Origin of the sequence: Actinoallomurus sp. NPDC052308 (assembly GCF_040679195.1) — a bacterium.
GTDB lineage: Bacteria > Actinomycetota > Actinomycetes > Streptosporangiales > Streptosporangiaceae > Actinoallomurus > Actinoallomurus liliacearum.
Map to the genome: position 1 here is coordinate 189,003 of NZ_JBFAUM010000014.1, position 26,050 is coordinate 215,052.

Here is a 26,050-nt window from a genome sequence, read left to right on the forward strand (position 1 = left end):
GCGACATACGCCCAGCACTTCACCCAGTGATCGCCCGCTCCGGGGGCGCCGGCCGGCGCCCCCGGAGCCATCACCCGAAGGAACCCCCTCCGCCCCCGCCCGATGGAGCCGTTCCGATCCCGGAACCGCTCCCGAACCGTCCGAGGAGGACACACCCTTGATGAAAGTCAACCCCCGCCGCGGCGCCATGCTGCGGATGGACCGGGCAGGAGTGGCGATCGCCGCGCTGCTGCTCGGCCTCGTCTCCGTGCTGTTCGGCATGGGCCGGGCCCACGCGGCCGTCGGCTGCAAGGTGACCTGGTCGGTGAACCAGTGGAACAACGGCTTCACCGCGAACATCGGGATCACCAACCTCGGCGACGCGCTCAGCTCCTGGACCCTGGAGTGGGACTTCGCCGGGAACCAGCAGGTCACCCAGGGCTGGAGCGGGACGTTCTCCCAGTCCGGCAAGCACGTCATGGTGAAGAACCTGTCCTACAACGGCAGCCTCGCCACCAACGCGTCGACGTCGCTGGGCTTCAACGGCTCCTACTCCGGGACTAATGACGCCCCGACGTCCTTCACCCTCAACGGCACGACCTGCACCGGGTCCGCCGGCGGCGGTACCCCGACGCCCACGCCGACCCCGACGCCCACGCCCACTCCGCCCGGGAACGGCGGATCGCACGCCGACAACCCGTTCACCGGCGGCAAGGGCTACGTGAACTCCGAGTGGTCCACCGAGGCCAAGAACGACGGCGGCAGCGCGATCGCCAACCAGCCGACCGCCGTGTGGCTGGACCGCATCGCGGCGATCAACGGCGTCAACGGCGGGATGGGCCTGAAGGCCCACCTCGACGCCGCGGTGGCGCAGGGCGCGAGCTACGCGCAGTTCGTCATCTACGACCTGCCCGGCCGTGACTGCGCGGCGCTCGCCTCCAACGGAGAACTCGGCCCGACGGACCTCGGCCGCTACCAGACCGAGTACATCGACCCGATCGCCTCGATCATGAGTGACTCGAAGTACGCGAACCTCAAGATCGTCACCTACATCGAGCCCGACTCGCTGCCGAACCTGGTCACCAACGTCAGCGGCAACACGGCGACCACCAACTGCCAGACGATGCAGCAGAACGGCAACTACGTGAAGGGCGTCCAGTACGCGCTGAACAAGCTGCACGCGATCAGCAACGTCTACACCTACCTCGACGCCGGCCACCATGGCTGGCTCGGCTGGGACAGCAACTTCGGGCCCGCCGCGCAGCTGTTCGCCACGGTCGCCAAGGGCACCACGGCGGGCGTCAACAGCGTCGACGGCTTCGTCATCAACACCGCCAACTACTCGCCGACCACCGAGCCGTACCTGCCGGTCAACTCCCAGACCCGCGCGTCGACCTGGGTGGACTGGAACTACTACGTGGACGAGTCGAGCTTCGGCGCGGCCTTCCGCCAGCAGCTGATCTCCGACGGCTTCCCGTCGAGCATCGGCATGGTGATCGACACCTCCCGCAACGGCTGGGGCGGGTCGGCCCGGCCGACCGGCCCGAGCACGGCGAGTGACATCAACACCCAGGTCAACGCCGAGCGCGTCGACCGCCGGCCGCACGTCGGGGACTGGTGCAACCAGGCCGGCTCCGGCCTGGGCGCCCGGCCGACCGCCGCTCCGGCCGCCGGCTTCGACGCCTACGCGTGGGTCAAGCCGCCGGGCGAGTCCGACGGTTCGAGCACCAGCATCCCGAACGACGAGGGCAAGGGCTTCGACCAGATGTGCGACCCGAACTACGGCGGGAACGTGCGCAACGGCAACAGCCCGAGCGGTGCCATGGCGAACGCCCCGCTGTCCGGTCACTGGTTCTCCACGATGTTCCACCAGCTCCTGCAGAACGCCTACCCGCCGGTGCAGTAGGGCACCGGTCACCCTGACGCGGGCCTGACCCGCGCCACCGACGCCGGGCGGAGGCGGTGCCTCATGTCGCCTCCGCCCGGCCCACCAGGAAGCCCGCGGCCACGCGGGGAAGCCCCGGAGGGTGACCTTCCCGGGGCGATCGATGGACTGGGCACCGGGGTCGGACTCAACGGTGGGAGCGCCGTGACCCCGGTGCCCTTTCGTCATGCTCGAAAGTCTCTACGCGAACGGGAGGTCGGTCGGGGTCGGTTGGTTGGGGAAACACGGCAACCTTTCCCGGCCCTGCGGCGACTGGACGGATAGAACGCCGGGGCCGCCACCGAACGGTGTGGGAGCGCCGGGTGGCCCCGGCGTCTCTCCGACGGTGACTCAGTGCCGCGCCCCGGACTCCGCGATCCAGTCGGGCAGGGGCTCGCGGGCCGCCAGCCAGGCAGAGGGAATGCCGTCCACGCCCGTGTGGGCCGCGACGATTCCGCCGGTGATCGCCGCGGTCGTGTCGATGTCCCCGCCGACGGCCACGCAGGTGCGCACCGCCCGCTCGTAGTCGGACAGATGGCGAACGGCGGCCCACAGACAGAACGGCACGGTGTCCGCGGCGAGGACCCGGGAACCGTTGCCGAGTTCGTACGCCGCCTCCTCTCGGGTCCGGTCGAGCAGGCCCGCAGCCCGCCGGACGCCGTCGTGCACGGCACCGCGCGGGGTGTGCGTGAGGACCGCGTCGAGGAGCCCGTACGCGTCTCCGTGCGTGACGTACGACGCGGCGACGGCGACCGCCACCGCGCCGGCGACGCCTTCGGGGTGCGCGTGCGTGACGACGGCCGAGGCGGTCGCCTCCAGCGCGACGCGTTCGAGGTCACCGGGGTAGTAGGCGCCGAGCGGCGCGACGCGCATGGCGGCTCCGTTGCCCATCGACCCGCGACCGCCGAACTGCGCGGGGGAGACGGTGCGCCAGGACTCGCCGTCGCGGAGCGCCCGCAGGAGGACGACGGTGCCCGGTCCGTACCCGCGATAGGGGTCGTACCGGTCGGCGAACGCGGCGGCGAGGGCGTCGCGGTCCACCTCACCGTGCCGGTGCAGGACGTCGAGGAGGTTGCAGGCCATCTCGGTGTCGTCCGTCCACGGCCAGGGAGCGGGCGGCACGGCGGTCTCGTCGAGGAGCAACGGGCGGTTCTCGGTGGCGAAGAACTGGGCGCCGAACGCGTCGCCGACGGACAGGCCCGCGAGGGAGGCGAGAGCGGTCATCGCCCGTCACGGTAGCGGACGCCGGGACGAACTTACTACGTAAAGGCGGCTGGCCGGGTCCGTTCGGCCCGGCCGTGTCGGGTGTCGCCGGGACGTACGGCTCCGTCTTCCGGCATCCCCTCTTGACGTGGACGGTTTCCGGCGTGTTTCATACTCCTCACTCCCGTAAACGTTTACGGAAGCCGCTTCAACGGTCTGTAAACGTTTACGACAACAAGAACGACAACCACGGGTGCTGTGTGCACTCGTGGGCGAGGCCGGAGGGAAGCCGTGGCTCAGGGACCGACGATCACGACGATCGCCGCGCGTGCGGGGGTCTCGATCGCTTCGGTGTCGCGCGTGCTGAACGGGCTGCCGACCCGCGAGGACACCATACGGAAGGTGATGGCCGCGGCCGACGAGCTCGGCTACGTGCCGAACGCCGCGGCCCGCTCGCTCAAGTCCAACCGCACGTACCAGGTCGCGTTCGCGATGGCCGACATCGGCAACCCGACGTACGTCGCGATGGTCCGGGAGATCCAGCCGGTGCTGAAGGCCGCCGGGTACCGCCTGGTCCTGCACTCGACCGACGGCGACGTCGACGACGAGCTCGACGTGCTCCGGCGGCTGGGGGAGCGCTACGCCGACGGGCTCATCATCAGCCCGCTGCGCGGCTTCGCGCAGCAGCACCTCGACCTGCTGGCCGGCGCGCCGGCACCGGTCGTCGTGATCGGTTCGGTGCCCCAGGACACCCCGGTCGACAACGTGCGGACCGACTCGCGGACCGGCGTGCGGCTGGCCCTGGAGCATCTGTACGGCCTCGGGCGGCGGAGCATCGGCTTCCTCAACGGCCCGCTCGACACGATCCCGGGCGCGGCGCGTGCCGCCGCGTACACCGACGCGCTGGCCGCGCTCGGCCTGCCGTACGACCCGGACCTGGTGGAGGTCGGCGACTTCTACCGGGCCGCGGGCGCCCGGGCGGCGCACCGCCTCCTCGAGCGCTCCCGGCCGGACGCGCTCCTGTGCGCCAACGACCTGATCGCGCTCGGCGCGCTCGACACCCTCCGGGAGGAGCGCCTGCGGGTGCCGGAGGACGTCGCGCTGGTCGGCATGGACGACACCGAGTTGGCGACCGCGGCCTGGCCGACGCTCACCAGCGTCAGTCTCGGGTCGGCCGAGCGCGGCCGACGGGCCGCCGAACTGCTCCTCGACCGGCTGGAAGACGGCGCCGCCGCGCCCCGGATCGTCACGGTCGAGCCCACGCTCGTCGTGCGCGCCTCGACGGAGGGAGCTTCGTGAGCCCAGTGACCGCAGCCCGGCCCGCCGCCCGTCCCTCTCGGGCCGGACGCCCGGCGTCAGGCCCGAGGCCGCGCCCCAGAGGCGACCGGGGGACGCTGCTCCTGCTGCTGCCGGCCCTCGTACCGGTCCTGCTGTTCAGCCTCGGGCCGCTGCTGTACGGCATCTACCTGTCGTTCACGGACGCGCGCGGCGGCCGGAACGCCGTCATCTCCTTCGTCGGACTGAAGAACTTCGGCGACGTCCTCGCGGACACCGACTTCTGGTCGTCGTTCAAGATCGGTCTGATCTGGGCGGTCAGCGTCACCGTGCTGCAGTTCCTGGCCGCGCTCGGCCTGGCGCTGCTGCTGAACCAGAACCTCCGGTTCCGCACGTTCGCGCGGGTGCTGGCGATGGCGCCGTGGGCGATGCCGCCCATCGTGATCGGGCTGATCTGGCGGCTGGTGTACCACCCCAACGCCGGCATCCTCAACGCGATCCTGCAGGACCTGCACATCGTCGACCACAACGTCGACTGGCTCAACAACTTCAGTACCGCGCTGCCGGCGATCATCGTCGTCGGCGTCTGGACCGGGATGCCGCAGACCACCGTGGTGCTGCTCGCCGGACTGCAGGGCGTGCCGAAGGAACTGCACGAGGCCGCCGCCGTCGACGGCGCGAGCGTGTGGCGCCGCTTCTGGAACGTGACACTTCCGCAGCTGAGGACGGTGATCGTCACGATCACCGCGCTGGACTTCGTGTGGAACATCAACCAGTTCGCCATGGTCTACGCGCTGACGCAGGGCGGTCCCGGCGGCCGTACGCGCCTGCCGATGCTGTTCGCGTACGAGGAGGCGTTCCGCTACGGGTTCTTCGGGTACGCGGCGGCCCTCGGCGTCGCGATCACCCTCGTCGTGCTCGTCGTCCTCGGCTTCTACCTCTGGCGCCAGATGAAGGAGAGCGCCCGGTGAAAAGCACCCTGAAGTACGCCGGGCTGCTCGGCTACATCGTCTTCCTGGCCTTCCCGCTGCTGTGGCTGCTGTCGACGGCGTTCAAGACGCCGCGCGAGATGGCGACCCTGCACCCGCGCTGGATCCCGAAGCACCCGACGCTGCGCAACTTCAGCGACGCGTTCGCCGCGCAGGACCTCACCGGCAGCGCGGTCCGCAGCCTGATCGTCGCCGTCTCCGTCGCGGTGCTGACCGTGGTCATCGCGCTCCCGGCGGCGTACGCTCTGGCGCGACGGCGTTCGGTGTTCAACCGGATCGCGATCGGCTGGGTGCTCGTCAGTCAGGTCTTCCCGGTCGTGCTGATCATCATCCCGCTCTTCATCATCCTGCGCCGGCTCGACCTGGTGAACACGCTGCCCGGGCTGGTCCTCGTGCACGTCACCTTCGTCCTGCCGTTCGCGCTGTGGATGCTGCAGGGCTACGTCCGCGGGGTTCCCCGCGAGCTGGAGGAGGCCGCCTCCGTCGACGGCGCCGGGCGGGTGCGGACGCTGGTCAGCGTCGTCGCGCCGCTGCTCGCTCCCGGGGTCGTCGCCGCCCTGCTGTTCTCCTTCATCTCCTCGTGGAACGAGTTCTTCTTCGCCCTGGTGATCCTCAAGGACCCGGACAAGGCGACCCTGCCGCTGACGCTGGTGAAGTTCACCGGCGCGGAGCAGGCCGCCCGGCTCGGCCCGCTGGCCGCCGCGTCCCTGTTGGCCACCATCCCCAGCCTCATTTTCTTCGCCATCATCCAACGCCGGCTCCGCTCGGGCCTTACCGCCGGTGCCGTCAAGGGTTAGTAGGAGGTACCCATGCGTCGCGGTCTACGCTCCGCGCTCGCGGTCGCCGCTGCCACCGTCATCGGCCTGACCGCCGGCTGTTCCGGGGGCGGCAACGACTCCGGAAAGCCGGTCACCCTGAAGTTCCTGAGCCTGGCCTGGCAGAAGGACTCGCTGGCCGCCAACAAGCGGCTCGTCGCCGAGTGGAACAAGGCCAATCCGAAGATCCAGGTCCAGTACGTCCAGGGCAGCTGGGACAACGTCAACGACCAGTTGGTGACCTCCTTCGAGGGCGGCGACCCGCCGGACGTCATCCACGACGACTCGTCCGCCCTCGCCGGATTCGCCGGGCAGGGCTACCTCGCGGACCTGACCAAGCTGATCCCGACCGAGCTGAAGAACGACATCCCGGACGCCGCATGGGGCACCGCGACGTTCGACGGCCAGGGCGGGCAGGGGATCTACGGGGTGCCGTTCCTGCAGGAGTCGCAGGTCATCCTCGCCAACAAGAAGATGCTCGACGCCGCCAAGGTGCGCATCCCCACGGCGGACAACCCCTGGACCTGGGACGAGTTCCAGCAGATCAGCAAGAAGCTCACCGTCGGCAAGCGGTACGGCATCGCGTGGCCGCTCAAGTCGCCGGTGAACAAGGTGCTCAACCTCTCGCTGAACTTCGGCGGCACGTTCTTCCAGACCTCCGGCGGCAAGACGACGGTCAAGGTCGGCCCGCAGGAGAAGGAGGTCCTGCAGCGGATCCACGACCAGCTCTACAAGGACAAGACCGCCGACCCGTCGACGCTCGGCATGGGCACGACCGACCCGCTGCCCGGGTTCTACGCGGGCAAGTACGCGATGGTGCCCGCCGGGATCTACCTGCGCCAGCAGGTCGTCGAGCAGGCGCCGAACGGCTTCCAGTGGGTGACGATCCCGCCGCTGAAGGGCCAGACGACCCAGCAGGGCGCGATCTCCCAGACGCTGTCGGTCGCCGCCGACAGCAAGCACCCCAAGGAGTCGATGAAGTTCATCTCCTGGTTCCTGAACGGACGGCACCAGGTGGACCTGGCCAAGGGTGACTGGCTGATCCCGACGAGCAAGACGGCCGCGCAGGACCCCTCGCTGACCACCGACAAGAACGGCTGGAACGTCGCGACCGCCTCGGCCAAGAGCCTGATCCTCGCGCCGTACCTCAAGGTCAACGGCTTCGACGAGTTCAAGAGCAAGGTGGCGACGCCGGCCCTGCAGTCCTACTTCGCCAACAAGATCACGATCGATCAGTTGGCGCAGAAGCTGACCGAGGACGGCAACAAGGTCCTGGAGCGCTACAACAAGTGAGCGAGTTCCGCGACCGCGCCCGGGGGTGTCTGCTCGGCCTGGCGGCCGGCGACGCCCTCGGGCGGCCCGCCGAGAACCTCACGCCCGAGGAGATCACCAGACGGTGGGGCCGCCTCACCGAGCTGGAGCCCGGGCCGGACGGCGGCCCGGCGGGCACCGACGACACCGAATACGCGATCTTCGCGGCGTCGCTGCTGACGGCACATGGCGCGGCGCTCACCACCGAGGACGTCGTCGCGGCCTACGAGGAGCAGGTCCTGCCGATCACCGGGCCGATGAAGGGCGCGGGCTTCTCCGAGCTGGGAACGGTCCAGGCGCTGCGGCGGGGACTGACCCCGCCGCTGACCGGGCGGTGGCACGACCACGGCTGGTCCGACGGCCTGGCGATGCGCGCCGCCCCGTACGGGGTGTTCGCGGCGGGAGATCCGGACGAGGCGGCCCGGCTCGCGGCCGTCGACGGCGCGGTCAGCCACAGCGGCGAGGGGATCCTCGGCGGGCGGGCCGTCGCGGCAGCGGTCGCCGTCGCCATGACCGGCGCGTCGCCCGCCGACGTCGTGGCCGGCGGACTGGGCGCGGTCCCGGACGACTCCTGGACCGCCCGCAGCGTCCGCGCGGCCGTACGGATCGCCTCCGGGCGGGACCGGGACGGGCTGGCGGCGGACCTGCACGAGGCCGTGGTCGTGCGGCACTACCCGTGGACCGACCTGGCCCCGGAGGCGGTCGCGCTGGCGTTCGCCGCGTACCTGGTCGGCGACGGCGACGTCGAGGAGTCCGCGGTCACCGCGGTGAGCCTGGGCCGCGACGCCGACACCACCGCGGCCATCGCCGGGGCGCTCGCGGGGGCGGGCCGCGGCGAGAGCGGCGTCCCGGAGCGCTGGGCGCGGGCCATCGGCCCGGTCCGCGGCGCCTGCCTGCCCACCGTGGCGGGCCGGGACGTCCGCGAGGTGGCCGAGGCGCTGGCACGGGCGCGTACGGCGTCGGACGGCTGAACGAGCGGAGGAGACAGATGTCATCGGGGGATGTACCGGACCGGGTCCGTGGCGCGTTCGCCGGGCTGGCGATCGGTGACGCGGCCGGCTGGCCGGCCGCCCGGCACCGGTGGGGCCTGCTGGCACCCTGGACCCGCCGGCTCGGCCGTGAGCTCGACGGCTTCGCCGAGGACCACCGGGTCACGACGCTGCCGGTGCCGTTCGCACTGAACCAGCCGGTCGCCGCCCTCGGGATCGGCCCGTCCGACGACGCCGAGTGGCTGGCCTGGACCGCGCGCACGCTCGGCACCGACCGCCGCGCGGCGTTCGAGGCCCTGGGCGACGACGTACGGGCCCGGATCTCGGTGCGCACCGCACTGGACAACCTGACGCGTGGCGTCGGCCCGCCCGCGAGCGGCCACGACAACCCGCACTTCTTCGACGACGCCGCGGCCGTGCGGGCGGTCGCGTTCGGCGCCGCTCATGCGGGAGAACCGGAGACGGCGTCGCGGGCCGCGCGCGCCGACGCGCGGATCACCAACGCCGAGGACGGCGTGCACGCGGCCGGCGCGATGGCCGCCGCGGTCGCCGTCGCGGTGGCCGGCGCCCCGGCCGGCGACGTCGTCGCCGCCGCGCTGGCCGAACTGCCCGCGGGCACCGCGATCCACCAGGTGGCGACCGCCGCGCTCGACCTGCCCGGTGACGCGTTCGGCCTCGTCCCGAGCCTGGACGCGGCCCTGCAGGACCACGTGTACAGCTACGGTGTCGCGGCGGCGCGGACGGTGCCGGTGGCGCTCGCCCTCACCCGCGCGTCGGACGGCGACCTGGCGCGGGCCGTCCCGGCCGCCGCCTGTCTCGCGTCGCTGGCCGACTCGGCGCCCGCCCTCACCGGGGCGCTGACGGGCGCGGTCACCGGATGGGCGGCCCTGCCGGAGACCTGGCGGGAGCGCGCCCGGCACCTCGCCGGGTGCTGCCTGCCGGAACTCGCGGGCGCCGATCTCATCGCCATCGCCGATCGACTCAGCGGTCCCGGAGGGGCCGGGACCGCTTACCAGGAGGAACAGGCATGACTCCGTTGCAGGACAAGGCCGTCGGGGTGCTCGTTGGCGCGGCGGTCGGGGACGCGCTCGGCGGGGCGACGGAGGGGTGGACCCCCGAGCAGATCCGGGAACGCTACGACGGCCCCGTCACCGGCATCGTCCCCCCGTACTTCGCCGACTGGCGCAACGCGCGCCCGATCGCGCCGTACCACAAGGGCGACGGGCACGTCACCGACGACACCCTCATGACGCATGCCCTCGTGCGGGTGTACGAGAGGGCGGGCGGCCACCTGGACGCGTACGCCGCCGCCGAGCACCTCGTGCCGGAGATGATGGGGGAGAAGCGCTGGATCCCCGAGCTGGAGGCGGAGGCACTGCCGCTGCAGCGGGTGTTCCTCGCCGAGAAGTGGCTGGTGCTCCGGCTGCACTACGGCCACATCGACCCGCGTGAGGCGGGCGTGGGCAACATCGTCAACTGCGGCGCCGCGATGTACATGGCGCCGGTCGGCGTCGTCAACGCCGCCGACCCCGACGGCGCGTACGCCGAGGCGATCGACCTCGCCGGGGCCCACCAGTCCAGCTACGGCCGGGAGGCCGCGGGCGTGTTCGCGGCGGCCGTGGCCGAGGCGATGCGGCCGGGCGCCACGCCGGACTCGGTCGTCTCGACCGCCGCGCGGCTCGCCAAGGACGGCACGAGGGCGGCGATCGAGGCGGTCTGCGAGCGGGCCCGCGACCACGCGCGCTGGGAGGGGTCCTTCGAGGCCCTGCGCGACGCGATGCGGCCGTTCGACACCGTCGCCGACACCTACCGCGACCAGGGGATGGGCGCCCGGCGACCGAGCCGCACGCACAGCATCGAGGAGCTGCCGCTCGCGCTGGCGTTCCTGCTGATCGCGGGCGGCGACTATCGCGAGACCGTGCTCGGCGCGGTCAACTACGGCCGTGACGCGGACTCGATCGCCAGCATGGGCGGCGCCATCGCCGGCGCGCTGGGCGGCCGGGCGGCCGTACCGGCCGACTGGCGCGAGGACGTCGCCGTCGCCAGCCGCCTGGACCTGGAGGCGCCCGGTCTGGCGATCGCGGCGGTGGCCGAGCGCGTGCACGCCGCCGACGTGGCCCGGCGGCGCGCGCACGAGCAGGCGTTCGCGGAGCTGCGGTGATGCGGCTGACCTGGGTCCAGCCCGAGGACCTGATCGGGCATGAGCTCCGCCAGGCCGCGCAGGACGGCCGCGACGTCGCCGACGTCACGGCGCGCTGGCACGCCGCCGGCGGGCACGACGCGCCGCCGCGGGCGGGCGCCTCGCCGGAGCCGGCGTCGCCGCAGCTGCGGACGCTGGCCGAGCAGCTGCTCGACGAGCTCGCGGCGGTGCCGTCGCCGTACGACGAGCCGACCGAGCTGGACGAGATCATCGCCGCCTGCCCGGCCTGGCCCTCGGGCGCGCCGCGCGCGGCGTCACTCGATCGGCTGCACGGCGCGTGGCTCGGCCGGGCCGCCGGGTGCGTGCTCGGCAAGCCCGTGGAGAAGATCCCCCGCGCGGGCATCCGGGAGATCGCCGAGGCGACCGGCAACTGGCCGATCCGCGGCTGGTTCACCGCCGAGGGACTCCCCGCCGAGCTCGCCGAGCGGTGGCCGTGGAACCGGCGCAGCGCGGTCAACAGCCTCGCCGAGAATCTCGACGGAACCCCCGAGGACGACGACCTCAACTTCCCGATGCTCGCCCTGGCGACCCTGGAGCGGTACGGGCGGGACTTCACGACCGACGAGGTCGCGCAGGCCTGGCTGGACGAGCTGCCGGGCGGCCGCGTGTTCACCGCCGAGCGGGTCGCCTACCGCAACCTGCTGCTCGGCGTCGAGCCGCCGCGCACGGCGACGTACCGCAACCCGTTCCGGGAGTGGATCGGCGCGCAGATCCGCGCCGACGTGTACGGCTGGGTCAACCCCGGTGACCCGGCGGCCGCCGCGTCGATGGCGCACCGGGACGCCCGGCTCAGCCACACGGCCAACGGCGTGTACGGCGCGATGTTCGCCGCGGCGATGTGCGCGGCCGCCCTGGTCGCCGACACGGTCGACGAGGTCGTCGAGGCGGGACTGGCGGTGGTGCCGCCGGAGTCGCGCCTGGCGCGCGCCGTACGGCAGGCCGTCGCGTCGGCCCGCGCGCAGACCGACTTCGAACGGGTCGCCGACGGGCTGTACGAGCGCCACGGTGACCTGCACTGGGTGCACTCGATCAACAACGCCGCGCTGGTCGCCGCCGCCCTCGTCCACGGCGCGGGCGAGTTCACCCGGTCGATCGCGGCCGCGGTGGCGGGCGGCTGGGACACCGACTCCGACGGCGCGACGGTCGGCTCGGTCGTCGGCGCCCTTCTCGGCGCCGGGCGGCTGCCCGTCCAGTGGACGCGGCCGCTGCGCGACCGCGTCGCCAGCAGCCTGACCGGATTCGACGGCGTACGCCTCAGCGATCTGGCCGCCCGCACCGCCGCCCTCGCGGAGCAGCGATGACAGAACGGAGGGATAAGCGATGACCGAGCGGAGCGAGGGCATCAATCGGCACAGCACCTTGGGCATGGGGCCGACGAAGGAGGCACCATGACCCGCCCGCTGGACGGCGTCCGCGTCCTGGACCTGGCGACCCTGTTCGCCGGGCCGATGGCCGCGATGTTCCTCGGTGACTTCGGCGCCGAGGTCGTCAAGGTCGAGCACCCCCGCCGGCCCGATCCCGCGCGCGGGCACGGCGCGGCCAAGGACGGCATCGGCCTGTGGTGGAAGATGCTCGGCCGGAACAAGCAGACGATCACCCTGAACCTCTCGGAGCCCGAGGGGCAGGACGTCCTGCTGCGCCTGGCCCGCGAGGCCGACGTCATCATCGAGAACTTCCGCCCCGGCACCCTCGAACGCTGGAACCTGTCCTACGAGCGGCTGAAGGAGGCCAATCCCGGCCTCGTGCTGGCCCGGGTCACCGGCTTCGGCCAGTTCGGCCCGTACGCGCGGCGCCCCGGCTTCGGCACGCTCGCCGAGGCGATGAGCGGGTTCGCGGCGATGACCGGCGAACCGGACGGGCCGCCGACGCTGCCGCCGTTCGGGCTGGCCGACGGCATCGCCGCGCTCGCCACGGCGTACGCGGTGATGACCGCGTTGCGGGCCCGCGACCTCACCGGCGACGGGCAGGTCGTCGACCTGTCGATCCTCGAGCCGATCCTGACCGTGCTCGGCGGCCAGCCGACGGGCTACGACCAGCTCGGGCTGGTCCCGCCGCGCACCGGGAACCGGTCGGTCAACAACGCGCCGCGCAACACCTACCGGTGCGCGGACGGCTCCTGGGTCGCCGTCTCCACCTCCGCGCAGAACATCGCCGAGCGGGTGGTGCGCCTCGTCGGACGGCCCGAGTACGTCGACGAGCCGTGGTTCGCCACGGGCGCCGGCCGGGCCGCGCACGCCGACGAGCTGGACGAGGCGGTGGCGGCGTGGGTGGGGGAGCGGACCCGCGACCAGGTGCTCGCCGAGTTCGAGAAGGCCGAGGCGGCGGTCGCGCCGATCTACGACGTGCGCGACATCATGGCCGACCCGCAGCTCGCCGCGCTGGATGCGATCACGACCGTCGACGACCCGGACTTCGGTCCGCTGCGCATGCAGAACGTCCTGTTCAGGCTGTCGGCCACGCCCGGCGAGCTGCGCTGGACCGGGCGCGCGCACGGTGCCGACACCGACCACGTCCTCGGCGCGGCCGGCCTGAGCGCCGACGAGATCGACGCGCTCCGCGCCCGCGGGGTGATCTGACAGTGCCGACACCGCCGTCCGTCGCGCCCCGCGCCCGTGAGGTGATCTGACGGTGCCCACGCTGCTGTACGTCCCCGCCGACCGGCCCGACCGGGTGGCCAAGGCGCTCGCCACCGACGCCGACGTGGTGATCCTCGACCTGGAGGACGCCGTCGCCCCGGCGCACAAGGACCGGGCCCGAGAACACGTCGCGGAGCTGCTGGCGGATCCGCCGCGCCCGGTCCAGGTACGCGTCAACGACGTGCGGACCGCCTGGGGCCGCGCCGACCTGGCGGTCCTGGCCGGACCGCTCCCGGCGACGGACGGCGTCCGCCTGCCGAAGATCGAGTCCGTGGACCAGGTGCGGCGGATCGCGGAGCTCGTGCCCGGCACCGGCCTGCACCTGCTCCTGGAGTCGGCGCTGGGCGTCGAGCGGGCCCACGACCTGGCGACCGCCCACCCGGCGGTGGCCTCCATCGGGCTCGGCGAGGCCGACCTCAAGGCCGACCTCGGCGTGGCCGACGAGACGGGCCTGGTCTGGGCGCGGTCCCGGGTCGTCGTCGCGGCGCGGGCCGCCGGCCTGCCCGCTCCGGTGCAGTCGGTCCACCCCGACATCCGCGACCTGGACGGGCTGGCCGCGTCCTGCCGGCTCGGCCGCGCCCTCGGCTTCCGCGGGCGGGCGGCGATCCACCCGGCCCAGCTGCCGGTGATCGCCGAGGTCTACCGCCCGACGGCCGAGGAGATCGCCGCCGCCCGCCGCGTCGTCGCGGCCTACGAGGAGGGCGACGCCACGGGAACGGGGGCCGTCGCCCTCCCCGACGGCGGTTTCGTCGACCTCGCCGTCGTCCGCCAGGCGCGCAACGTCCTGGCCGAGGCCGTCGGCGAGCGGTCCGCCTGACCGGGGTCCTGAGGGAGTTCTCCCTCGTCAGGGTCTGCGGGCGACGCCCCCGAGCGTCGCGACCTCCCTCGGAGGGCCGAACGGGTCCGGTTCGGGACGCCACCGCTGGATCGGCACGATGCCCGGCTCGACCGGTTCGAGGCCGGCGAAGAAACCGGCGACCTGTTCCGGCGTCCGCAGGTGGTAGGGGATCGCGCCGCTGTCCTTGTAGCGCAGGCTCGCCTCCCGGTGCGCCGCTCCGACGTCGATGCTGTCGGCGAGCGCCAGGAAGCTGCCGGAGGGCAGCGCGTCCATCAGCCGCCGGACGATCGACCGGGCCTCCTCGTAGTCGTCGACGTGGCCCAGCACGCCCATGAACATCAGCCCGACGGGACGGGTCAGGTCGAGTGTGCCGGCCGCCGCTCGGACGATCTCCTCGGGCGCGTGCATGTCGGCGTCGATGTAGTCGGTCCTGCCTTCGGCGGAACTCGTCAGCAGCGCGCGGGCGTGCGCGAGGACCAGCGGGTCGTTGTCGACGTAGACGATCCGGCAGTCGGACGCGACGCGCTGCGCCACCTCATGGGTGTTGTCGACCGTCGGCAGGCCGGTGCCGACGTCGAGGAACTGCCGGATACCCTCCTGGCCGGCCAGGTACCGTACGGCGCGGGCGAGGAAATGACGGGCCGCGCGGGCGGTGTCCACGATGCCGGGGAAGATCTCCCGGTACTGGTCTCCGGCGACCCGGTCGACCGGGTAGTTGTCTTTTCCGCCCAGCCAGTAGTTCCACACCCGGGCTGAGTGCGGGACGCTCGTGTCGATCTCCGGCGACGGCGCCGGCCCGGGGCTGATGGAACTTTCGTCCACAGTCATTTCCTCGCTGCCGTCCGATGGGTCTGATCCCTATCCTGCCGGTTCCTCCCGGTTCGCCGCGATCATCGTCTGAGCGCGCGGGCGGTCGATGACGACCTGATCCGTGTGTCCGGATCAGGAGAGGCGGACGACGTCGCCGGTCGTCGCGCTGGCGTGCGCGGCGTCGAGCACCGTCGCTGTCGCGACCGCGTCCCAGGGGTCGACGGGCAGCGGGCCGGTCCCGCGCACCGCTGCGGCGAACGCCGGGTAGAACAGATCCCACCGGCCGCGCTCCGACGGGACGGCCTCGGCGTGATCCCCGCGTCGTATCCGCCCCCAGCGCGCCTCCGGCTCAGCGCCCCAGCGATCGCCCTCCGAGGCCGGAGAGGCCCCGGCGAGCAGCAGTGCCTCCTGCCCGTCCACGCCGTCGACGACGTATGCGCCGGCGGTGCCGCTCGCGCGGAACCGCGCGCCCGGCGCCCCCTGCCGCCAACTGCCCCACAGGTGGGACCGTACGCCGTCGCGGTGGGTCAGCGCGACGAACACGTCGTCGTCGAGCCCGCCATCGCCGACGTGCCACTCGGCGTACACCCGCTCGACCGGGCCGCACAGCACGAGCGCCTGGTCGACGAGGTGACTGCCGAAGTCCAGCAGCGTGCCGCCGCCCGCGGCCGGCGGCCCCGGGTCGGGCGCGAACCGCTCGAACCGCGACTCGAACCGCGTCAGCGTGCCGAGCGTCCCCGCGTCGACCAGCCGCCGCAGCGTACGGAAGTCGGAGTCCCAGCGGCGGTTCTGGTAGACCGTCAGGGCCACGCCGAGCCGTTCGGCCAGCTCCACGGTCTCCCGCGCGGCGCCCGCGTCCAGCGCGAACGGCTTGTCGCAGACCACCGCGAGGCCGAGTTCGAGCGCCTGCCGTGTCAGCGGGAGGTGCGTGTCGGCCGGTGTCGAGATCGCCACCGCCTCGGCCCCGGCGGCGGCCAGTTCCTCCAGCGACGCGTACGCCGGTCGGTCCAGCTCGGCGATGACCTGTTTCCGGCGTTCGGGGGAGGTCGTGACGACCCCCAGGAACGCGCACTCCGGGGCCGAGGCGAGCAGCGGCGCATGGAAGTACCGGCCGCCGAAGCCGTATCCGACGAGGCCGATGCGCAGCGGTGCGGTCATCGTGGGTCCGTCCTTTCTCGGTGTCACTGGAAACGGCCGGGGCGGAACGCCTCGAGCAGCGGGTTGGCCTCCCCGGTCACGATCTCGTCGGCGAGCAGCTCACCGGCGATCAGTCCCAGCGTCGCACCGCTGTGCGTGAAGGCCACGTGCAGGCCGCTCACCTGGTCGAGCTCGCCGAACACCGGCTCGCCGTCGCCGGGTATCGGCTTGCGGCCCACCCCGTAGGAGTCGAGAACGAGCACGGGGTTGCCGGTCAGCACCGCGGACGCCTCGCGCAGCAACCCCTCGACGGTGGCCTCCTTGACCTCGTACGTGCCGTCGGCCCGCTCGACGACCTCGCGCGCGGCGGCGTCGGAGTCCATCACCAGCGCACCGCCGGGAGCCGGGCGCACGGCGACCCGCGGAGTGTTCAGCACGGCCCGCAGCGCGGTGCCGGCCGGCTTGGCGCGTACGAGCAGTGCCGGCGGCGTCGCGTCGTCGATGGTCGCGCCGAACTCCCGGGCCATGCGCGGAACGTCCGCTCCCGTCGCCACCAGAGCGGCGTCCACCTCGATCCGCTCGCCCGACGCCGTCCGCACCGCGGTGACCCGGTCGCCCTCGACGGCGACGGACGCGGCACCGGCGCCCTCGACGACGCGGCCGCCGGCCGCCCTGAGGTCGTCCACGAGCCACGAGATGAGCGGTACCAGGTCGACCCAGCCCTCACCCGGGTTGAAGATCGCCCCCTCGTCGGAGATCGCGGCCGGGTCGACGCCGGGCGTCCAGCCGGCGACCTCGTCCCGCGTGAGCCAGTGCGCGTCGTACCCGTTGCGCCGCATGTGCTCGAACGCCGCCCGGTGCCCGTCGGCCTCCCCGGGTGCGGCCCAGGTCAGGCCTCCGTCGAACGTCAACCAGCCGGCGGAGGACGGCACACGGGCCGCGAACGTGCGGTACCGGTCGATGCCCAGCAGCCGCAGCCGGTGGTAGGCCTCGGAGCGACCGCCGCCGAAGGAGTTCAGCCACGACAGCGAGCGGCCGCTCGCCCCGTCGGCCGGCCGGCCCGCCGTGACCAGGACGACGTCCGCTCCGCGCCGGGCGAGCCGCGCCGCGGCCGACACCCCGATGATGCCGCCGCCCAGGACGGCGACACGGGGCCGGGACAGGGAAGTACGCATGACAGAGCCTTTCAATGATCGAGTAGTGATGCCGTACGGAGACGGCACACAGAAAGCGAGCGGCGGCGCGTCAGAGCGGAGCGGTGCTGGACCGGACCTCAAGGCGGGTCGGAAGAACGATCCGCTCGCCCGGACGGTCCTCTCCTCTGATGCGGCGGAACAGACGCTCGGCGGCGGTGCGGCCCATGTCCATGGGGGACTGGGCCACCACGGTCACCGGCGGGTCGACGAGGGCGGTCCAGTCCAGGTCGTCGAAGCCGACCAGCGACACTTCGGTGGGGATCTTCACGCCCCGCTTGCGCGCGGCCGTGAACACCCCCTGGGTGGTGACGTTGTCGGCGGCGAACACGGCCGTGGGCGGCTCGGCCAGCGTCAACAGCGCGTCGGCCTCCGCCTCGGCGGACCGGACCTCGTCGAGGCACGTGAAGCGGACCAGCTCCCGCGCGGAGACGGCGTCGTAGGCGTCCAGAGCGGCGAGGTATCCGCGGACACGGTCGATCGACGGGCGCACCGTGCCCCGTACGCCCAGTCGCCCGGTGTCCTTCCGCACGACCAGTTCCGGCTCTTCGTGCGGAACCACGGAGGCGACCAGGCCCACCCGCCGGTGCCCGAGTTCCAGCAGGTGCGCCACCGCGCCGTAGGCGGCGGCCTCGTTGTCGATGACGACGCTGTCGGCGTTCATCCTGGCGCTGGTCCGGTCGAGCAGCACCACCGGGACGCCGCGCTCCTGGGCCCGCCGGAGGTGGCCCATGTCGGTCACCGAGATCGGCGACACGACGATGCCGTCGATCTGCTTCTCCAGGAGCACCTTGATCGCGTTGCGTTCGACGTCCAGCCGGTCGTCGACGTTGAACAGGATCGCCTCGTAGCCCTCCTCGTGGGCGACGTCGCACACCCCGCGCATCGCGGCGGCGAAGTAGGGGTTGGCGATGTCCGCCGCGACGAACCCGATGCTCCGGGTGCCGCCGGAGCGCATGCTGCGCGCGACGACGTTGGGCTCATACCCCAGCCGCGCGGCGGCGGCCTGGACGCGTTCGCGCAGGTCGTCGCGGACGCGGCCGTAGTTTCCGAGCGCGCGCCCCGCCGTGGCCACCGAGACGCCGGCCTCGCGGGCGACGTCGGCCACGGTCGGGCGTCGCCGGCCGTTCCTGGCGCCTGTATCGCCTGCCATCACAGGACCTGCGCCAGGAACTTCTTCAGCCGGGGCGACCCGGGCGCGTCGAAGATCTGCTCGGGCGGACCGGCCTCGACGACCACACCGGCGTCCATGAAGACCACCGTATCGGCGACCTGACGGGCGAAGCCCATCTCGTGGGTGACGACGACCATCGTCATCCCGCCGCGGGCGAGGTCGGCCATCAGCTGGAGCACACCCTTGACCAGCTCCGGATCGAGCGCGCTGGTCACCTCGTCGAACAGCATGACCTCGGGCTCCATCGCCAGGGCGCGGGCGATGGCGACGCGCTGCTGCTGGCCGCCGGACAGCTGCGCGGGCCGGTGCCCGCTGCGGTCGGCCAGCCCGACGTCCTTGAGGCGCTGCATGGCGGTCGCGGTGGCCTGGTCCTTCGGCATCTTCTTGACGGTGGTCAAGGCGAGCGTAACGTTCTGCAGCGCGGTCTTGTGGGGGAACAGGTTGAAATGCTGGAAGACCATGCCGATGCGCTGCCGCAGCACGTTGACGTCCAGGGTGGAGGTGTCCTCGCCGTCCAGCAGCACCTGCCCGGAGGTCCGCGTCTCCAGGCCGTTGAGGCACCGCAGCATCGTGGACTTGCCCGAGCCGGAGGGGCCGATGACGCACACGACCTTCCCGGCGGGCGCCAGGAGGTCGGCGCCGCGCAGGACCTCCAGCGGCCCGAACGTGATCCGGATGCCACGGGCCTCCAGCGAGGAGCCCCGGTAACGCCGCTCGGCAGGGGCGGACGGCTCTGACGACGTCACGCGAGCGCTCCTTCCGCGTTGACGGCCGGTGCCTCATCGGCGACCAGGGCCCGGCGGGAGCCCTCGCGCAGCCGGCGGTCGATGTGATTCACCAGGTGGGTCAGGGGGACGGTCAGCAGCAGGTAACACAGGCCGGTCGCCAGCAGCGGGGACAGGTTCCCGGTGGCCACCGAGCTGTCCTGGCCGATGCGGAAGAGCTCGCGCTGGCTGGTGACCAGGCCGAGGAAGTAGACGAGGCTGGAGTCCTTGATGATGGCGATGAACTGGTTGACCATCGCCGGCAGCACCCGCCGTACGCCCTGGGGGACGACCACCAGGCGCAGCGCCTGACCGTGGGTCATCCCCAGAGCCCGGCACGCCTCCCCCTGGCCCTTCTCCACACTCTGGATCCCGGATCGGAAGATCTCCCCGATGTAGGCGGCGGACATCAGGCTCAGCGCCAGGATGGCCACCGGGTACGGCGACTCCAGCCAGCCGATCTGCGCCGAGAACACGCCCTCACCGACCATGAGGATGGTCAGCGCCGCGGGCAGGCCGCGGAACAGGTCGGTGTAGACCCGGGCCGGCAGCCGTAGCCACCAACGGTGCGACAGGCCCATGACGGCCAGCACCATCCCGATCACGCTGCCCAGCAGCGAGGACAGGATCGCGAGGACCAGCGTGTTGCGCAGCCCGTAGGTCAGCAGGTCCGGCAGCACCTGGCGGATCAGCTGCCAGTCGAAGAAGTTCCGGACAAGGTCGTTCACGACTTACCCCTTGGCGGTGTAGGGGGGAAGTTGGCTGGCGGTGGGCACCGGGTCCTGCGGGAAGTACTGCTTGTACAGCTTCAGCCAGGTGCCGTCGGCCACGACCTGCTTCAGCGCGCCGTCGAGCGCGGTGACCAGCCTGGTGTTGCCCTTGCGCACCGCCCACCCGGCGGGGAAGGCCGTCGCCGGGATGGTGATCGGCTGGACGAGGTGCAGGTCGGGGTACTTCTTGATGATGGCCAGGTTCGGGTCGAAGTCGTTGAAGAACGCGTCGACCCGCTTGTTCTTCAGGGCCAGGTCGGCGGAGTTGTCGTCGGGGAACCGTACGACGTTCGCGCCGGGGATGAAGGTGCTCGTGTTGGCGTCCTCGATCGAGCCCTGCAGGACCGCCACCTTCTTGCCGCGCACCGTGCCGACGTCGGAGGTGATCCCGCTGTCCGAGCGGGTCAGCACGCCGAAGTAGCCGGCGAGGTAGCCGTCGGAGAAGTCGACCATCTTCTTGCGCGGCGCGGTGATGCCGACGGCGGCGGCGACCGTGTCGAACTGCCGGTTGTTGACGGCGGGCAGCAGCGCGGAGAAGTCGAGGGAGACGAAACTCGTCTTGAGGTTCAGTTTCTGCGCGACGGCGTCGATCAGGTCGATCTCGAAGCCGGCGAGCTTGCCGTTCTCCTCGTAGGAGTACGGCTTCATGTTGTTGGTGGTGCCGACCTTGAGGACGCCCGCCTTGGCGACGCCGGTGGCGGTGCCCGCCTGCGCGGACTGCGTCTTCGAGCCGGAGCCGCAGCCGGTCACCGTGAGCAGGGACACCGCGATCGCGGCGGCCGCCGCTCGTGCCGCGGAAAGCTTTCTCATCGATTCTCCAATGCGTCGGGGGAACGGCGTCATGCCGTGAGGTCGAACGGGACTGGTGGAGGGAGAAGGCGCCGGACGCGGTGCTGAGTTCACGCGCGTGACCGAAGGCCGAACGACGCTGGTCGGCAACCGAGAGAACGTTCTCTCGCTTCGATTGCAGAGAACGTTCTCACGCAAGCGTTCCGTCGTCAAGACCCTGCGGAGGCACCCATGGGAACAGTGGTGACCGCGCTCGTGCGGGGGTGTGGCGGCGGGGTGGTCACCGCTGTCGACGGGATGCGATGCGTGGTGTGCGGCGCCGGAACCCTTGACGGCCGTCGCCGATCGGATCATTATGAACATGCGTTCATGAACGCATGTTCATTTCGTCCATCGAGGGGTCGTGATGTCACAGATCGTCAACACCGCGCAGGCCGAGGCGTGGAACGGCTACGAGGGGGAGCACTGGGCCGGCCATGCCGACCGGTACGACGCCGTGAACGTCGGGTTCAACCGGTTCGTCCTGGAGGCGGCCGCGATCGGCGAGCGGGACCGGGTGGTGGACATCGGCTGCGGCAACGGGCAGCTGACGCGCCTCGCCGCCCGTACGGCCCGATCCGGCCGCGCCCAGGGGATCGACCTGTCCGCGCCGATGCTCGCCAGGGCCCGCGCCCGCGCGGCCGAGGAGGGCGTGGCGAACGTGACCTTCGAGCAGGCGGACGCGCAGGTCCACGCGTTCCCGGCGGGCGGCTTCGACGCGGCGATCAGCCGGTTCGGGGTGATGTTCTTCGCCGACCCGGTCGCCGCGTTCGCCAACATCGGCCGCGCGCTCCGGCCGGACGGGCGGCTCGCCTTCGTGTGCCTGACCGGGTTCGAGGGCACCGACCTGGGGGCCGTCTTCGGGGCGATGGCCGCCCATCTGCCCCGGCCCACCGGGCCCGACGGCCGCGGCCCCACCTCGTTCGCGGACCCCGCGCGCGTACGGGAGGTGCTGACCGGGGCCGGATTCGGCGAGGTCGACTGCACGCGCGTCGAGGCGGACCAGACCTGGGGCCGGGACGTCGCCGACGCCGCCGCGTTCATCCGTGACTGGGGGCCCGTCCGATACCAGCTGCGCCAGGCGAGCCCCGAGGCGGCGACCCGGGCGAGCGACGCCCTCACGACCGTGCTCCGGTCCTTCGCGGGGCCCGACGGCGTGCGGCTGCGCGGCGCGGCATGGCTGGTGACCGCGCGGCGCCCCGCCTGAGGGCCGCCGCTCCCCGCGCGGCTCACTACGATGCCTGCTGATGGCACCGAGAAGAGCGGCGGCGCTCCGCGACGGCGGCGAGCAGAGCCTGCGCGCACACCTGATCGCCACCGCCGAACGCCTGATCTCCGAGCGCGGCACGGCCGGGCTCACCGTGCGCGGGATCGCCCGCGCGGCCGGGGTCGCCGACGGAGTGCTCTACAACCACTTCGCCGACAAGGAAGAACTGCTGGCCCACGCCCTGCGGGCCCGCGTACGGGCCGTCGAGCGCGCCCTCGGCGAGCTGCCCGAGCCGGGCGGCGGCACCATCGAGGGCAACCTGCGCGCCTACCTCGTGCACGGTCTGGACCTGCACCGGGCGATCCTGCCGGCGTTCGCCGGGCTGCTCGCCCAGCCCGAGGTCCTCGCCCGGTTCGCCGACCTGGTGCGGCCGGGGGACGACTGGCGGGACCGGCTGATCGGCTACCTGCGGGCCGAGCGCGAGCTGGGGCGGCTCGCCCCGGACGCGCCGGTGGAGCCGGCGGCGCGAATGCTGGTCGGCGTCTGCCACGAGACGGTCCTGTCCCGGCTGCTGCGGCACGCCGGGGCGCCGGACGCCGCGCCCGCCTCACCGGACGAGATCGACGCCGTGGTCGCCGCCGTGCTGCGCGGCATCGGCCGCTGACCGGTCCCTCGGTCCCGAGCCCGCAGGACCGGGACGTCGCTCGCGCGGCGGCCCGGGGAGCGGTCCCCGGCCGGGTCGGGCCGGACGCCGCCGGGCGGGCGGCAGCGGCGGCCCGATAACGTGCGGCCATGAGACTCGGTGTCCTGGACGTCGGATCGAACACCGTTCACCTGCTGGTGGTCGACGCGCACCACGGCGCGGCGCCGCTGCCCGCCTTCTCCCACAAGGACGAGATGCGGCTGGCCGCGCACCTGGAGGGCGACCGGCTGTCCGCGGCGGGCGCGGCGCTGCTGGAGAGCTTCGTGGCGGACGCCATGCGCATCGCCGAGGACAAGGGAGTGGAGCGGCTGATCGGATTCGCCACCTCGGCGGTCCGCGAGGCGGCCAACGGAGAGGACGTCCTGGCGAAGGTCCGCGCCGAGAGCGGCGTGGACCTGCAGGTGCTCCCCGGGGAGGAGGAGGCGCGGCTGACGTTCCTGGCGGCCCGGCGGTGGTTCGGCTGGTCGGCCGGCCGGCTGCTGCTCCTGGACATCGGCGGCGGCTCCCTGGAGATCGCCGCGGGCGCCGACGAGGACCCGGACTTCTCGGCCTCCCTGCCGCTGGGAGCGGGAAGACTGACCCGTGACTGGTTCTCCGCCGATCCGCCGCCGCCCGAGGAGGTGCGCGCGCTGCGCAAGTACGTCCGGGCGGCGATCGGCCGCGAGGTCTCGGGGGTGACCCGGCGCGGCACGCCGGACCACGCCGTGGCGACGTCCAAGACGTTCAAGCAGCTCGCGCGGATCGCCGGTGCCGCCCCGACCGGGCAGGGCCCCCTGGTCCAGCGGGTGCTCAGCCACGCGGACCTCACCGAGTGGGCCGAGCGGCTGGCCGGGATGACGGCGGCCGAGCGCGCCGAGCTGCCGGGGGTGTCACCGGGCCGGGCGCCGCAACTCGTCGCCGGGGCGATCGTCGCGGACGCCGCGATGGACCTGTTCGAACTGCCTGAGGTCATGATCTGCCCATGGGCGCTGCGGGAGGGCGTCATCCTGCGTCATCTCGACGCGTTGCCCGCGTGGACCTGACCCGCCGCGCGTACCGGCCACGGCCAGGAATGTTGACACGTGCGCGTTCGCGGCCAACTATGAGCAGGATTAATCATGATCAGGCTCGGGCCGGATTCGGGGTGCCAGCCCGACGACTCCTCTCGGGAGGTACCGGGTGCTGTCATGGCGTGACCGACCGGTCGCGATCGCCGTCTCTCTCGCAACCCTGACGTTGGGCGCCTTCGCCGCGGTGCCCGCCGCGGGCGCCGCGCCCACCGCGGGCCCGCAGGTCACCCACGATGCCCGCGCGGTGACCCTCACGGTGCCCGCCTCGGCCGGAGCGCCGGGATACTCCGTCAAGGTCGCCACCGGCTCACTGACGATCACGACCAGACGCGGCGGGCACACCGTGCTGGCCACCGCGGGCGGTACGACCGGCGGCCTCCGCTTCCGCTCCGGCGGAGCGTGGCAGCGGGCCACCAAGGTCACCCACTGGTCCTGGAAGAACGGCGTCCTGCGCCTCGACGCCGCCACCACCCGGAACGGCGTCACCGCCGAGGCGCTGATCACCCCGAAACCCGACCGGTACGCCCTGTCCTGGAACGTCAAGGGCGGCAGCGCCGACCAACTGGGCCTCGCCTTCGACCTGAAGTCCGCGGGCCACTGGTACGGCCACGGCGAGGCGGCAACCTCCAAGGGCGGTCCGACCACGGACCAGCCGTGGCCGCTCGACGCCGGCAACGTGCACGACAGCGCCTTCGGGCCGGCGTCGTACGAGATGGTCGACCCGTTCTGGTACACCTCCAGCGCCACCGGGCTGCTCGTCGACACCGGCGAGGTGATGGACGTCGCCATCAACGACGCGAACGACGGCCTCGGCCGCTTCACCGTCGCCTCCGGCGGCACCTACAACGCGACCGTCTTCGTGGAGTCCGACCCCTTCCAGGTCTACCGCGACCACACCGGCGTCGTCGGCAAGCCCGCCAAGAGCGACGCCACCTACACGCAGTTCGAGAAGCCGCTCTGGAACTCCTGGGCGCAGTTCTACACCAAGGTCGACCAGGCCAAGCTTCTCGACTACGCCCAGAAACTGCACGACAACGGCATCCCCGGGCACACGATCCAGCTCGACGACCGGTGGGAGTCCAACTACGGCAACCTGACTTTCAACACCAAGACCTTCCCCGACGCGCGCGCGATGTCGGACAAGATCCACGCGATGGGCTATGACTTCGGCCTCTGGGTCACGCTGTGGATCAACCTGGACTCCACCAACTACCAGTACGCCGTCGACCACGGTTACCTGCTGAAGGACAAGGCTGACCCTGCCAAGCCGTGCACGGTGAGCTGGTGGAACGGCACCGCCGGCATCGTCGACCTGGCCAACCCCGACGCCAAGGCCTGGTACGTCGCGAACATCAAGAAGCTCATGAGCACCTACGGGGTGGACGGGTTCAAGTTCGACACCCGCTTCTTCGACGACACCTGTGCGCCCGACAAGGGCTACCAGCGCGCCGACTACCAGCGGCTCGGCGCGCAACTGGCCGACCAGTTCGACCTGCAGGGCGCGGGCATCCGCGTGCACTGGAGCGGGTCGCAGCAGACCGGCTTCGTCATCCGCCAGGTGGACAAGGGGACCGGCTGGAACTCCCTCGCCGCCTCGGTCGCGCAGAACCTCGCGATCTCCACCATCGGCTACCCGTTCGTCGAGACCGACATGATCGGCGGCTCCCTGAGCCAGCCCGCCCCGGCGAAGGAGGTCCTCATCCGGTGGGCCCAGTCGGCCTCGCTGATGCCGCTGATGTACTCCTCGACGTCGCCGGCCGGAACGAACGACCCGAAGACCGGCAAGCCGGTTCCCTACGACCATGAGACCATCGACCGGTACCGCGACGCCGTCCAGGCGCACGGCCGGCTCGCGTCCTACATCTGGGACCAGGTGAAGCACAGCGTCGCCACGGGTGACCCGATCATGCGCCCGCTGTTCTTCGACTTCCCGAAGGACGCCAGGGCGTACACGGTGAGCGACGAGTGGATGCTCGGCCCGGCCGTGCTCGCCGCGCCGAAGCTGAGCAGCGGCGACACCCGTGACGTGTTCCTGCCGACGGGGAAGTGGTTCGACGTCAACCGCGGCACGGTCGTCCAGGGCCCGAAGATCCTGCGCGGCTACCGTACGCCGCTCGACGTCACACCGGCGTTCGTCGACGTGAAGGCCGCGGGCGCCGACAAGGCGATCCGCGCGCTCAGGCGCACCGGCGCCGCGCCGACGGCCGGCTGACCGGAGCGGTACGCGTGACGGCCGCGGCCGGTGACCTTCGTCAC

General features: G+C 72.3%; 23 protein-coding genes. 15 read left to right on the forward strand and 8 right to left on the reverse strand.

The window, feature by feature from the left end:
- Positions 1 to 160: 160 nt before the first annotated feature.
- Positions 161 to 1,885, forward strand: a complete 1,725-nt coding sequence (locus AB0L00_RS28620) for a glycoside hydrolase family 6 protein (RefSeq protein ID WP_364440183.1) — start codon at positions 161 to 163, stop codon at positions 1,883 to 1,885.
- Positions 1,886 to 2,254: 369 nt separating this feature from the next.
- Here AB0L00_RS28620 and AB0L00_RS28625 read toward each other — a convergent pair whose 3' ends face one another.
- On the reverse strand, positions 2,255 to 3,127 hold the full coding sequence (locus AB0L00_RS28625) for an ADP-ribosylglycohydrolase family protein (RefSeq protein WP_364440184.1): 873 nt from the start codon (positions 3,125 to 3,127) through the stop codon (positions 2,255 to 2,257).
- 270 nt (positions 3,128 to 3,397) lie between these two features.
- Between AB0L00_RS28625 and AB0L00_RS28630 the strand changes: the two genes are divergently transcribed.
- The 10 genes from AB0L00_RS28630 (at position 3,398) to AB0L00_RS28675 (ending at position 14,138) form a co-directional block, all read left to right on the forward strand.
- Positions 3,398 to 4,405 carry a LacI family DNA-binding transcriptional regulator gene (locus AB0L00_RS28630; protein WP_364440185.1) on the forward strand — a complete coding sequence of 336 codons (1,008 nt, stop codon included), beginning with the start codon at positions 3,398 to 3,400 and terminating at the stop codon, positions 4,403 to 4,405.
- Positions 4,402 to 5,352 (forward strand): sugar ABC transporter permease, encoded by a 951-nt coding sequence (locus tag AB0L00_RS28635; RefSeq protein ID WP_364440186.1) that lies wholly within the window; start codon positions 4,402 to 4,404, stop codon positions 5,350 to 5,352. Before AB0L00_RS28630 ends, AB0L00_RS28635 begins: the two co-directional genes overlap by 4 nt.
- Entirely contained in the window at positions 5,349 to 6,167 is an 819-nt protein-coding gene (locus AB0L00_RS28640; protein ID WP_345356518.1) for a carbohydrate ABC transporter permease, read from the forward strand. Before AB0L00_RS28635 ends, AB0L00_RS28640 begins: the two co-directional genes overlap by 4 nt.
- A 12-nt stretch (positions 6,168 to 6,179) precedes the next feature.
- Positions 6,180 to 7,478, forward strand: coding sequence for a sugar ABC transporter substrate-binding protein (locus AB0L00_RS28645; protein WP_364440187.1), 1,299 nt, complete (start codon positions 6,180 to 6,182; stop codon positions 7,476 to 7,478).
- On the forward strand, positions 7,475 to 8,467 hold the full coding sequence (locus AB0L00_RS28650; protein ID WP_364440188.1) for an ADP-ribosylglycohydrolase family protein: 993 nt from the start codon (positions 7,475 to 7,477) through the stop codon (positions 8,465 to 8,467). The genes AB0L00_RS28645 and AB0L00_RS28650 overlap by 4 nt, the downstream gene beginning before the upstream one ends.
- 17 nt (positions 8,468 to 8,484) lie before the next feature.
- The gene (locus tag AB0L00_RS28655) at positions 8,485 to 9,516 is read left to right on the forward strand and encodes an ADP-ribosylglycohydrolase family protein (RefSeq protein ID WP_364440189.1); all 1,032 of its coding nucleotides are present in this window, start codon (positions 8,485 to 8,487) and stop codon (positions 9,514 to 9,516) included.
- A complete protein-coding gene (locus AB0L00_RS28660; protein ID WP_364440190.1) occupies positions 9,513 to 10,646 on the forward strand; it encodes an ADP-ribosylglycohydrolase family protein in 1,134 nt (377 codons plus the stop codon). Before AB0L00_RS28655 ends, AB0L00_RS28660 begins: the two co-directional genes overlap by 4 nt.
- The gene (locus AB0L00_RS28665) at positions 10,646 to 11,986 is read left to right on the forward strand and encodes an ADP-ribosylglycohydrolase family protein (RefSeq protein ID WP_364440191.1); all 1,341 of its coding nucleotides are present in this window, start codon (positions 10,646 to 10,648) and stop codon (positions 11,984 to 11,986) included. The genes AB0L00_RS28660 and AB0L00_RS28665 overlap by 1 nt, the downstream gene beginning before the upstream one ends.
- A gap of 87 nt (positions 11,987 to 12,073) precedes the next feature.
- The gene (locus AB0L00_RS28670; RefSeq protein ID WP_364440192.1) at positions 12,074 to 13,261 is read left to right on the forward strand and encodes a CoA transferase; all 1,188 of its coding nucleotides are present in this window, start codon (positions 12,074 to 12,076) and stop codon (positions 13,259 to 13,261) included.
- A gap of 52 nt (positions 13,262 to 13,313) precedes the next feature.
- The gene (locus AB0L00_RS28675; RefSeq protein WP_364440193.1) at positions 13,314 to 14,138 is read left to right on the forward strand and encodes a CoA ester lyase; all 825 of its coding nucleotides are present in this window, start codon (positions 13,314 to 13,316) and stop codon (positions 14,136 to 14,138) included.
- Positions 14,139 to 14,165: 27 nt separating this feature from the next.
- Here AB0L00_RS28675 and AB0L00_RS28680 read toward each other — a convergent pair whose 3' ends face one another.
- The 7 genes from AB0L00_RS28680 to AB0L00_RS28710 all read right to left on the reverse strand — a co-directional run bounded on the left by AB0L00_RS28680 (position 14,166) and on the right by AB0L00_RS28710 (position 20,817).
- Positions 14,166 to 14,987, reverse strand: coding sequence for an SAM-dependent methyltransferase (locus AB0L00_RS28680; RefSeq protein ID WP_364440194.1), 822 nt, complete (start codon positions 14,985 to 14,987; stop codon positions 14,166 to 14,168).
- Positions 14,988 to 15,101: 114 nt separating this feature from the next.
- Positions 15,102 to 16,127, reverse strand: a complete 1,026-nt coding sequence (locus AB0L00_RS28685) for a Gfo/Idh/MocA family oxidoreductase (RefSeq protein ID WP_364440195.1) — start codon at positions 16,125 to 16,127, stop codon at positions 15,102 to 15,104.
- Between the two features lie 23 nt (positions 16,128 to 16,150).
- Positions 16,151 to 17,281 carry an FAD-binding oxidoreductase gene (locus AB0L00_RS28690; protein WP_364440196.1) on the reverse strand — a complete coding sequence of 377 codons (1,131 nt, stop codon included), beginning with the start codon at positions 17,279 to 17,281 and terminating at the stop codon, positions 16,151 to 16,153.
- 70 nt (positions 17,282 to 17,351) lie between these two features.
- Positions 17,352 to 18,452: a LacI family DNA-binding transcriptional regulator gene (locus tag AB0L00_RS28695; protein ID WP_364440197.1), complete on the reverse strand. Its 1,101-nt coding sequence runs from the start codon at positions 18,450 to 18,452 to the stop codon at positions 17,352 to 17,354.
- Positions 18,452 to 19,165, reverse strand: coding sequence for an amino acid ABC transporter ATP-binding protein (locus tag AB0L00_RS28700; protein WP_364440210.1), 714 nt, complete (start codon positions 19,163 to 19,165; stop codon positions 18,452 to 18,454). The genes AB0L00_RS28695 and AB0L00_RS28700 overlap by 1 nt, the downstream gene beginning before the upstream one ends.
- A 50-nt stretch (positions 19,166 to 19,215) precedes the next feature.
- A complete protein-coding gene (locus AB0L00_RS28705) occupies positions 19,216 to 19,965 on the reverse strand; it encodes an amino acid ABC transporter permease (protein WP_364440198.1) in 750 nt (249 codons plus the stop codon).
- 3 nt (positions 19,966 to 19,968) lie between these two features.
- Complete coding sequence (locus tag AB0L00_RS28710) at positions 19,969 to 20,817, reverse strand: ABC transporter substrate-binding protein (protein WP_364440199.1); 849 nt, start codon at positions 20,815 to 20,817, stop codon at positions 19,969 to 19,971.
- 385 nt (positions 20,818 to 21,202) lie between these two features.
- Between AB0L00_RS28710 and AB0L00_RS28715 the strand changes: the two genes are divergently transcribed.
- The 4 genes from AB0L00_RS28715 to AB0L00_RS28730 all read left to right on the forward strand — a co-directional run bounded on the left by AB0L00_RS28715 (position 21,203) and on the right by AB0L00_RS28730 (position 26,006).
- A complete protein-coding gene (locus AB0L00_RS28715; RefSeq protein WP_364440200.1) occupies positions 21,203 to 22,042 on the forward strand; it encodes a class I SAM-dependent methyltransferase in 840 nt (279 codons plus the stop codon).
- 40 nt (positions 22,043 to 22,082) lie between these two features.
- Entirely contained in the window at positions 22,083 to 22,706 is a 624-nt protein-coding gene (locus tag AB0L00_RS28720) for a helix-turn-helix domain-containing protein (RefSeq protein WP_364440201.1), read from the forward strand.
- 128 nt (positions 22,707 to 22,834) lie between these two features.
- Positions 22,835 to 23,767, forward strand: a complete 933-nt coding sequence (locus tag AB0L00_RS28725; RefSeq protein ID WP_364440202.1) for a Ppx/GppA phosphatase family protein — start codon at positions 22,835 to 22,837, stop codon at positions 23,765 to 23,767.
- A 136-nt stretch (positions 23,768 to 23,903) separates the two neighbouring features.
- Positions 23,904 to 26,006 (forward strand): glycoside hydrolase family 31 protein, encoded by a 2,103-nt coding sequence (locus tag AB0L00_RS28730; RefSeq protein ID WP_364440203.1) that lies wholly within the window; start codon positions 23,904 to 23,906, stop codon positions 26,004 to 26,006.
- Positions 26,007 to 26,050: the final 44 nt, after the last annotated feature.